This is a genomic window from Dyadobacter sp., from assembly GCF_051859145.1.
In the GTDB taxonomy this organism is placed as follows: Bacteria; Bacteroidota; Bacteroidia; order Cytophagales; family Spirosomataceae; genus Dyadobacter.
The window spans coordinates 486-11,112 of the sequence record NZ_JBHYGF010000094.1 but is presented as its reverse complement, the minus strand read 5'-3'; the positions used below and the strand labels follow the sequence as shown (position 1 = coordinate 11,112).

Below are 10,627 nucleotides of genomic sequence, written 5' to 3'. Positions count from 1 at the left end.
ATCCTGGCAGGAGGCAAATTGCTTTTTCGCATTTTCTTTGTCCCTGATGTGCCAGTAAATCAACCCAAGATAATAGCGATTTTTCCAGGAAGAACTTTGTTCTTCAGCCCAGATCAAAACAGGAATTGTTTCCAAGCGAAATGGAAAAACCAGTTCCGGCGGCAGGGAAATGGCTTTTTGTAAATGTTGTTTGCTTTCCGCCGGCGAAGAATCCCGGTTCAGATAAGCCAGCCAGTAAGAAACAGTAGAGTAGGCGGGTGCCAGTTCTAAGACCCCGATTGCTTCGCGATGCTGTCCCTGATTCACATAATCCATCGCCAGTTCCAGGTACGTTTCGTGCGGCAGCTCGTTGCGGATTGCCTGCTGGAAAATGGTCCGGTTTTCGTTCGTAGGTTTGTTTAAATACTTTTCAAAATGTGCGTAGTGGCTGAGCGGATCGATTTCCAACAACTCTTTCCAAACCTGCGCGGCTTGCTCTAATTTATTAAGTTTCCGCAATGCAGTTCCAAGCAATTGATAATCGACCAGATTATTCCGGTTGTATTCCAATGCTTTTCTCGCGTCGTGCTCGGCTTTTTCAAAATCCTGTTTTTGCAATGCAATGCCCGCCAGCTGGGCATATGCTCCGGAGCGGTATTCCATTGTCCAGGTTGCTACCGACAATGCTTCTTCGGCTTTGGTCAGGTCGCCGAGTTTTCGGTAAAGTGCGCCGTATAAATAGTTTGCGCCGCCGTGGTAGGTGTTTTCGGCCAAAGCTTTTTTGGCGAAATCGAGTCCTAGTGCGTACTCACCTTTACGATAATGATACTCCGCGAGCCGGATCAATGCGCCGCTGTGCGTGGCTTCTTTTTCTAAAACAGCCAGATAACGCTGATGCGCGCCTTCGAAATTGCGCATCGCATTTTCATCTTCACCCAACTCAAAAAGCCGCTCCGCTGATTGTGGGTCTTGTTTTTCGAAAGAAATAATCGGTCGATCTAAAATCTTTTCTGGCTGCGCAGCATACACAAGCCGGTCCTTCCCAATACTTACGCGAACCGATTTTTGATCGAAACCCGACAAAGAAATGCCTTTCACATAAACCTCCATCGGCTTCAATTGTAATGGACTTTGATAAATCAACTTTCCGCCGGCAGCAACCTTTAATGTATCCTGAATATTAGAAATCGGATTAACAAAAATCTTCAAACTATCGCCGCTGGTCACCACATTGAGCGTCCCGTAAGGCGAAGCGTCCACCATTCCGCCCGCACCTTTCACCGGAAACCAATATTCCGTTTTTGTTTCAGAATAAAATGGCCCCAAAGATTTTTGATTGTACGGACTATGAAACCCGCTACGCTCAGCTGCCTGGTTGAAAGTCACACCTGACTGTGCCTCAATGTATTGTCCATCTTTGTCGGTCAGCAAATCTTCCCAGATCGCACCTTCCCGCGCCCGCGACCAGATCCATAATTTTTTACCCGGCGCATCCGAGTAAGGCGACCAGTGACCAAAACCAAATTTGCGATCATGCCAGTAACCGCCAAACCAGTTGGTAGCTGTTCCCACAACATGGTAAGACTTATCCCCGCCGGAGTTATTATTCTTGTAATAAGACAAATCCACACCCTTCTCATCCATCGGCCACGGACTTGCATTTCCATCGTGCCCCACATGATGCGTCCCTGGGAAAAAGAACTGCATATCATCAGAAGCCCTAAACGCCGCGTTTTCCCACGAAAGATAGGAGTCGTGCAGGGGCAGGGGATTATACCAAAGGCTCTGTGTTTCGAAATAGGCTTTGTCTTTCGGAAGTACAATTTTCACCCGCCACTGCGTGCGCGAAGCAAGATCCAGACCACCCACTACGCAGGTTACGCTACCGTCAGGATTGTTTTGCATCACATAATCCACCGCCGCGGCTGCCCAGGGCGCGTGGCCGAGATCTAAGCCAAAGTTATGCTCAATGCCCCCGCTCGTCCACGGACCGCGTATTCCGATTGCGCGGAATTTCATGACGTGATTGGTGTACACAAACTCCTCGCCGGTTGACTTTTCGGTAGCGCCCATTACTTTTCCGCCCACTTCCGGCAGTACCTGCACTTTGATGTACGGGTTTTCCAGCTCTACGATTTTCCAGTTTTGGGTCGTGCTTTTGTTGGTATAACCGTCGAAAACATAGTAGGGATAAAACGGCGAAACTTTCTTGCCAATGCCCATCACGGGCAGCGGACTAGGGTCTGAAAAAGGATAGGTCTTCATCGACTGAACCTTCTCGGTAATGCTGGCTTTCTGCGCTTGTAATGCAGGGGAAGCTGCCAGTAAAGCCAGCATCAGCCGGGCTGTTCTGGCATTTGAAGGCAACGAAGAGATAGAAAAATGGGCACTCACGTAATAATGCGGGTTAGGAATAGTCTTGGATTATTTTTTGCCTTTGGAGATCAACTCGCCCAGCTCCATGCGGACTTTGTGCCATTGCTCCTGATCGTAGCTCCACACATCCAGGTTGCCGATGGATTTATCCCCAAAAGGCTCTTTAATGAGCTGATCAACAAGCGCATCCGCACGTTTGGTGTTGCCGTCGAGCTTTGCCAGCAGGCGCAGATATTCATATTCCTGCACACCGTCACGCATGGTTTTTAGGCGGATCGACGGGCAAGGTTCGGATACATTCGGTACCATCCCCGGTTTGTAAATCACCGAGCCGTTCCCATTAAATGCACGGTATGTGAATTCCGCATCGGCTTCGGAGGCTTCTTTGTAAAAGTCTTTCCAGGATTCGGGATCGTACCAGCCGCGTTCCCAACCTGCGCCCACGCCCCAGCTGATCCACGAGAACGTTTTGTATTTCCAGCACGACCAGCTGATCGCGCGGTCGTTTACCAGCGGCAGGTCAATAAATGTCGAGCTTCCGACCCAGCTGTTGAGTTTCGCTTCATAGAGCATCGGGCCATAAAGCCAGTCCTTGATGCCCATTGCCTGGTAACTTTTTACGGTATCAATGTTGTAATTAATGGTATGCGACGCCCAGTCGGTGATCGATTTGCCGATCACGTCCATCGCCTCTTTGGTATAGCCGCCGTCGACGCGGAATTTGGCTTCTGGGTATTCCTTTTTGAACAAATTTCCATAAAACACCATCCGCGACCAGGCTTCAGGAAAGTAAGATTCGTCGAGACCGTTCAGGTACACCGTCAGCAATGTTTTTTTCGGATTCACCATCGGCAACAAATGCTGGCGCACCTGCCGGATCGCACTCGTATATATCGCCTGATTGGCCGCCTTGCGCTCCACTTCGGGCTTGCCAATGTCCGGCCAGCCGGCTGTACCGTGCTTTCCATACACGTCAAATGGCAACGCGAAAGTTTCCAGCGGCTCGCCGTAGCCTGGGCCATAAGCATAGCCTTGTGCTGCCGTGAAGGCTTCGCCGGTCAGGTATTTTTTAAGTTGTTTGTCAAACTTCTCCCATTTAATCTCCGCCTTCCCGTTTCTAACCTGAATTTCAGGATCATAAGTAGGGTCCATTAACGAGATTCTGTTGCGTTTGAAAAGCTGGTACACAGCAAGTTCCTGCTTTTCATCCATGCGACTCAGGAAACCTTCGTGTTGCAGGCTGGCTTTGAAGATATTTTCGTTTGGCAATTCAAAATCCCACACATTCAGGCTCACCGGAATTTGCTGCGTTTTTCCGTTGATGGTGACTGAAATCACACTCTGGTAAGTCCCAGGTTGCGCTTTTTGTGCATCAAGCGGAATAAATTGGTCCACCCAAATGATCTGTGATTTCTGATTACTAATCCGGTTGTTAAAATCAGGCAATGTAAATGGATACACCCAGCGCCCGCGCACTTTGGCGGAGTCGGTTTGAATGAATTTAAATGGGATCAATGCATCGGGATACCAGCCTTTGCCGAGTGTAGATTTAGGATAACCTGTACTCGTACTTTCCACATTCACAGACCATTCCAAAAACAACTCAGGCTTAATGCTAAGTTCTGCATTACCATTCTTAAACGGCGCCATATCAATCTTGATCCCGGTCAGCTCGGCGTTGGATTCATTGGTCAAAACCAGCTGAAACGATACATATTCACCCCTCGCACCATGCAGCGCGACTTGCTTTCCGTCGTAAATCCAGTTTTTGTCCAGCAGATTTCCTTTGCTGCTTTGAACAGGCGGCACGCCTTTGAACCGGTGCTCGATAATCTCATTACTCACCGGATCGAGGCGGACGGAGGAAGGCAGTGCCCGCAGGCGCCACGGATCGGCGGCGAAGGTTTTATTGACGCTGTTCAATGCGATCAAACAGAAAAACAGCTTTGTAAATCGTAACATCATGAAGTGGAGTTTAGGAATGCCAGTCAACTATTTGCTTGTAGGAAAGATCATGAGCTGGCTCAATGCCTCGTCCTCACCGATCACCATATACTTACCATCAGCCGAGGCAGCCAGCGTGCTCAACTGAAAGCCGCGCCACAAGATGCCCTGCTCAATGCCCGGCTCTACCATTTTGAACTCAGGATTTCCAAGATCGGTAAAACCAACATTTTCATCGTAAGAAAACAAATGCGAGTAACCCGGCGCGCCGCCAGCCAGACCGTACAACTTGCCATCGCCACCAAATGCCAAAGCCTGCAAGCGCGGCATCATCGTCGGTTTGCCCAGGTTTTTGATTTTTCTGGTTGCCGGATCCAATACAAATAATTGACCGTCGCCGGCATTGCCGCCATACAATTTTCCGTCGGGAGACTTCGCCCAGGCCTCCACTTGTCCCAAAACTTCCCGTCCCCAAACAGCAGGTAGCGGTCTTTCCAGAAACGAAAAGCTTTTTTTAGCAGGATCAAATGCAAACACCCGGTTACCCGCCGCGCTGCCATAAACCAGTCCTTTATTATCCTGAATCAAAGCTTTGCACAAGTAAACTTCCGGCCCGATCGCAAAATCATGCGCGTCTTTCAGGTGTTTTTCTGTGGGTGCGATTTCATTGAAAATCTGCATCTTTTTCGAGGCGATATCATAGGTAAAAAACTTTCCGCTTGGGTAGCTGATCCCATAAAGCTCGGTGCCTTTCGCATTGCTAAGTAGCGTGAAAATGCCTTCTCCGGCGATAGGTGAGCCTAAATCTTTCACCTCTATTGCGTCGCCACTTCCAATGCTTACTTGTATTAAATGTCCTGTTTGCTGGTTTTTGCTTGACTGTGCCAGGGTACCTGCATAAAGCACATTGCCTGCGCCTTTGCAAAAGCCTGTCGCGATTGCATTTTGACCGGGAACTACCTCCTGCAAATCTTTCGCCGCCAGCATTTTGCGACCGGAAAGCGACGAAACAAAGAGGTAAGGCGACAAACCTTCCTTTGCAGTAGTGCCACCGACAATCAAGTCACCCTGCACGTGCAGAGATGTGATCGCATTGCGGTACATAGGCAGTCGCTTCTCGGCACTGTTAGGCAGCGATACCTCGATGGCAAATGCATCTTTGGGCGTAAAGAATTCGTATTGCGCGAAGAGGGGGGCTGAGCTAGCCAGCGTAAGCGCGGGTAATAATATTTTTTTGGCTAGATTTCTCATTTCCGGATTTCTTTTTCGGGATTGAACTGGATCATAAACGGGCGGCTGGAATCGCCTTCACCTGTGCGGCGGCGGGCTGCGAAATACATGTTGCCCTCTTTGTCCCTGATATCCGAACCCGTCGCCTCGGTCATGGAAGTGATCGGGTACTCGCGCAAAATGGTCGGTTTTTTGGTGGCCGGATCAAATTCCACCAGTACCGTTTTATCTTTCAAAACATAGTTACCGTGTCCGCCGATGATGTAGTACAGTTTGCCGTTTTGGCCAATGTTCAGGTTTGGTACATAAGGTCCCCAGGCAGGTGCCTTTCCCGTTTCGATTACGCCGCCGAGGTCTTCCACTTTGCCTATTCCATTCTTTTCCGGGTGAAATGCGATCAGTTTGGCACCGTAGGTAACGAGGTAAATGATGCCTTTCGACTCGTCTTTGGCATAGGCGGTGACGCCGGTGATGATCTTGGAGCCGGGCGTACCGGGGAATGCAGGCAGACTTTCACGCGCGAAAACCAAGCTGTCGCTGTCTTTTTCATACTTCACCAACCGCTGCCTCCAGTCTACATAATAGCAGTTGCCCCACCAGTCGGTAAACAATACACGCGGCACGTGCGAGCTGGCCAATCGACCGAGGTCACGCATCTGGTTTTTTTCAGGATTGTAAACAAGGAAATGCGCCTGCGGATAGGTAATTCCGTACAATGTTCCTGTTTTCGGGTCGATGTCGACGTCTTTAATGCTTTCATACTGCATTCCGATTCCAAGATTTTTCAAGCCGTTGTTGGCATCCCATTTCATGAAAAAACCCCCGGCATAACCTTGCGGATGCTCCATTAAGTACTCTTCGCGCGACTCACCGCCGTCAGTAGAGAAATAAATGGAACCATCAGGAGCCGAAACGATCTTGGAATGTATTTTCCCTTGCCACTGATACGGACGCAGATTGGCCATTTCTTTAATAAAGCCATTCAGTTTCATCGTTTTTTGCGCGGCATCGAAGGTGTACAAACCAATGTTGTTGGCGTGATTGGTCACCCCGATGAAGACGGTATTGGAAGCTGCATTGTAGCCGATGGAACCCCAGGTGGAATGCGCTTCGGGGAAATCGGGGTATTCGATAAAGGCGGTATGCTTGTCGTTTGCCGGGGAATTTTGGGCAAAAGCGGGAGCAGCGCACATCAAATACAGCCAGAGGTGTAATGTACGTTTCAAAAAGTTAAAGGTTTAGGTAGCGATTGTTTTTGATTATGCTAATATAAAGTACTCAGCACAATTTTGACAATAAGACTTTCGAAATCTTTCTTTTTTATTTCACTTTAATTACGAACTTCCTCATAGCCCATGAACAATGCCGAAATAATAGCCAGTACAATGCCCGCTACAATAACAGGGTGGGGGATCGTTTGATACAGGGCCAGGGATAATGCAACGGTGAGTACCGGTGAAAGTGCGGTGGTGATCGGCGCAATGATAATCGCTTTGCCGTAACGGAATGCGTAAACCAGGCACAATGCGCCAAATGCATTCAGGGACTGAATAATCGCCGACAGGTAAGGTCCTTTAAAACCCCATTCAATGGGTTGACTGAAATCGGTGAGATATAATGCAAAGGGAATGAGCATGACCGAAGTTGCCATCATATAGAAATACAGACTTTCGGCTGACATGATCTCATTCGCAAACCGCATAATGTACCCCTGCGCACCCCAGGCAAACAGCGGGATTGCCACGAGAAGCATCCAGGTATACCCGCTCACCTGCGTAGCGCCTGCGGGCTGATAGGAGAGCATAAATATAGAAACAAGCGCCAAAGCCACGCCAAACCAGCCCAGTTTGCCCGTTTTTTCATGGAGTAGCGCCACAGCCATTAAAATTGTTACCACCGGCGTGAGCGAAAGAAGTGGAAATACCAGGTAAGCGGGAGCAATGCGCAACGTGAAGAAAAGTACAAGCTGACCGCCCGCGCCGAGTAACCCCGCTGCGCCGCCCCAAAGCATCGCTTTTCTGTTGAAATCGAGCTTCCAGCCTTTGATTTTTAATGCGGCCAGTGAAGCCGGTATCATCGTTAATGCCCAGACAACATAGCCGAGCGTGGCGGGAAAACCGTTTTTCTCGGGTATCTCAATCACTGCGCCCCATACGCCGATAAATAGGACATGGATAACTACATATATCAGCCAACTGTTTGTTTTACTGCTCATTAATAGTTGCTTTTACGAATTTGTCAAACCATTGAATCATGCGCGCACTCAGGTCTGCGCGGTTTTTCGGGCTCAGGTCGGGCCGCCAGCCGTGGCCTTCGCCGGTATACTGCACGAGCTGGGTTTCCACGCCGCGCTTTTTGAGGGCGATGTACATTTCCTCGGCTTGCGTGAATGGGACTTCGTTATCCGTTTCACCGTGTAAAATCAGCGTTGGCGTGGTCGCCCGGGCTACATTCCGCAGCGGCGACCATTGCCAGAGCAGATCAAAATGATCAAATGCGCGTCCGCCAAATTCGGCTTCCATCAAAGAATGGTACAGCGAAGTGCCCGCAAAGCTGACCAGGTTGCTTAGTCCGCCGTCTGCGACAGCTGCTTTGAAACGTGAAGTTTGGGTGACAATCCAGTTGGTCATATATCCGCCGTAACTCTGCCCGGTAACACCCAGCTTCTCAGGGTCCAGCCACGTCTTTTGACTTAAAATAAAATCAACACCAGCCATCAGATCCTGGTAATCGCCTCCACCCCAGTTGTTTATAGTACCAATGGAAAACTGCTGTCCATAACCATGACTGCCTCGCGGATTAATATAAACCACCGCATAGTCCGCCGCAGAAAGCAAATGCATACGCTCGTCAAAATCGTGACCAAACATATTATGCGGCCCGCCGTGGATGACCAAGATAAGGGGGTATTTTTTTGTTTCTTCAAAATCAACGGGCTTCATCAGCCAGCCTTGCACCTGCGTGCCGTCGAAGCTTGTGAACCAGAATGTATCAGCTGGTTGCAATGTCTTCGTCGTCAGCCAAGCTGTATTTTCCTGCGTGAGTTGTTGTGCTATTGTACCCTGACTACCAGTTTGAAAGATTTCAGGAGGACAATTCGAGTTCGTTTTTACAAAGACCAAATCCTCACCAGCCGCATCCAAACAAAACTCGGAAATGCACCCTGGGCCTCCCTGAACAATTTCAACAACTTCATTTCCAACATCAACCCGATAAATGGAAGTATCTCCGCGATCACCTGCAATGAAGTAAATGTATTGTTCCGAAGGATGCCAGCGAATGTGCTCGATCCTTCTATCAAGGCTTTTGGTAATATATTTTGACTGGCCGCCATCTGCCGAAATCAATGCAATGTGCGTGTCTTCGGCGGGACTATCGTTCGTTCCGATTGCCTCTGAAGTCGCCAAAAAGGCAATGTAATTTCCATCGGGCGACCAGGTTGACTGATACGTCAGTCCCTTGTTGTCAGTAAGTTGTTTGATTGTTTTTGTGTTGACATCAACCTTCCAGACCTCGCTCTGCTGAATATCATCTGGCCTTTCTGTGCGGTTGCTGATGAATGCAATGTGCCGGCTGTCCGGCGACCACATAATGGAATGCTCATTGTAAGAACCTGACGTAAGCAATTCCGGCGAACCGCCAGAAGCCGGGATCAGGTAAATGTGGGTGTTGGCTTGATCCGCATAGGTCGGTCTGCCGCGGCCACCCTTAGTTTTATATAGCAAGTCGTTAAATACCCGCACCGCCGGCTTTTCTGTTTCTACTGTCGAGATATCCGAACTCACATAAGCAATGTATTTCCCGTCCGGCGACCAGACGCAGTTATTTAAAGCAAGGTGATTGATGAAATACGAAGATTCATATCGCTGCACCAGAAAGCGGCTGTCTGCATTTGCTACATTGTATATATGTAGTACTCCGTCTTCGGTTTCGTATAACAGCGCGGTTCCGTCCGGCGACCAGGCGTGGGCAGAGCCGCGGGCAATGGTTGTTTTGGTTTTGCCGTCCAGCGACATTAAAATGATCTCATCGTACCGGAGATCCGCATCGAAATCGGCAAATCCGAGATGATAAACAAGGAATTGATTACCGGGCGACAATAATGGCGTGCCTGCTTTTCTGATTTTGCATAAGTCTGCTATTACAAGTCCTTGTGGCGAGGCCTTTTCGGTAGGGATCATAAATGTGGGTCAGGAAGCGATGATCTGCGTGGCAAGCCGGTAGCCGGTCGTTGCATGCTTAATATACGCCATTATTTTTCCTGCAAGATAGGGGTAAGATTAAATAAATTAAAAGAAAGGTTTAGTAATATTTTTTACTTTCGTTTTATGATGTTTAATTTGAATCGTCATATTAGCATACCTCAAAATTTTACAAAACCTCCATCCTCTGATACTGCGGGAATGATAAAAATTAACAACGAAATCCATGCGCCTGAAAGCCTTGGGGAAGCACACACACGAAGAGAGATACTGTCACAGCCTGCGCTGTGGGAAGAAGTATACCATTTAATTCATCAGCAAAAGGATGCAATCGAAGATTTTTTGAACCCGATTCTTGAAAATGAGCAGTTGCGTATTGTGCTCACCGGCGCGGGTACCTCGGGCTACATCGGCGACTCTGCACAGGGAACGCTGCAAAAAGCCTGGCGAAAGCCGGTTCAGGCGGTACCAACCACCGAGATCGTCACACAGCCGCATGCCACATTTATCAGATCAGTACCCACGCTGCTTATTTCATTTGCCCGCTCGGGAAACAGTCCTGAAAGCGTGGAGACGGTGAAGCTGGCGGATCAATGCTGCGATGAAATATACCATTTGATCATCACCTGCAACAACGACGGCGCGCTCGCACATTTGGGCGCAGCTAACCCGCACAAGGCTTATTGTATCATACTGCCCGAGGCAACCAACGATAAAAGTCTGGCGATGACGAGCAGCTTTACCTGCATGCTGCTTACCGCGCTGCTGGTAGCGAATGTGGCAACGCTTGACCGTGCGTTCTCCAAAGTGCAGCATATTGTTGCGCAGGGGAAAGTGATTTTTGAAAATAAATTTTTACTCGAAAGTCTGGTACAAAAGGACTTTGAAAGGGTAGT

7 protein-coding genes are annotated in these 10,627 nt (G+C 48.9%); 1 reads left to right on the top strand and 6 read right to left on the bottom strand.

All coding sequences use genetic code 11. The features are described 5' to 3' along the window. The 6 genes from ACTIE6_RS07080 to ACTIE6_RS07055 form a co-directional block, all read right to left on the bottom strand. The coding region (locus ACTIE6_RS07080) for a DUF5107 domain-containing protein (protein WP_439555969.1) at positions 1-2,373 on the bottom strand (2,373 nt) is incomplete at its 3' end. Positions 2,374-2,403: 30 nt separating this feature from the next. Next, a complete protein-coding gene (locus ACTIE6_RS07075) occupies positions 2,404-4,320 on the bottom strand; it encodes a hypothetical protein (RefSeq protein WP_439555968.1) in 1,917 nt (638 codons plus the stop codon). A 27-nt stretch (positions 4,321-4,347) separates the two neighbouring features. Then, complete coding sequence (locus ACTIE6_RS07070; protein ID WP_439555967.1) at positions 4,348-5,550, bottom strand: hypothetical protein; 1,203 nt, start codon at positions 5,548-5,550, stop codon at positions 4,348-4,350. Next, positions 5,547-6,755, bottom strand: coding sequence for a hypothetical protein (locus ACTIE6_RS07065; protein ID WP_439555966.1), 1,209 nt, complete (start codon positions 6,753-6,755; stop codon positions 5,547-5,549). The genes ACTIE6_RS07070 and ACTIE6_RS07065 overlap by 4 nt, the downstream gene beginning before the upstream one ends. A 104-nt stretch (positions 6,756-6,859) precedes the next feature. Then, on the bottom strand, positions 6,860-7,744 hold the full coding sequence (locus ACTIE6_RS07060) for an EamA family transporter (protein WP_439555965.1): 885 nt from the start codon (positions 7,742-7,744) through the stop codon (positions 6,860-6,862). Then, positions 7,734-9,710 (bottom strand): prolyl oligopeptidase family serine peptidase, encoded by a 1,977-nt coding sequence (locus ACTIE6_RS07055; RefSeq protein WP_439555964.1) that lies wholly within the window; start codon positions 9,708-9,710, stop codon positions 7,734-7,736. The genes ACTIE6_RS07060 and ACTIE6_RS07055 overlap by 11 nt, the downstream gene beginning before the upstream one ends. 222 nt (positions 9,711-9,932) lie before the next feature. Between ACTIE6_RS07055 and ACTIE6_RS07050 the strand changes: the two genes are divergently transcribed. Beyond that, positions 9,933-10,627: SIS domain-containing protein (locus tag ACTIE6_RS07050; RefSeq protein ID WP_439555963.1), on the top strand; the 695-nt coding region annotated here is incomplete at its 3' end.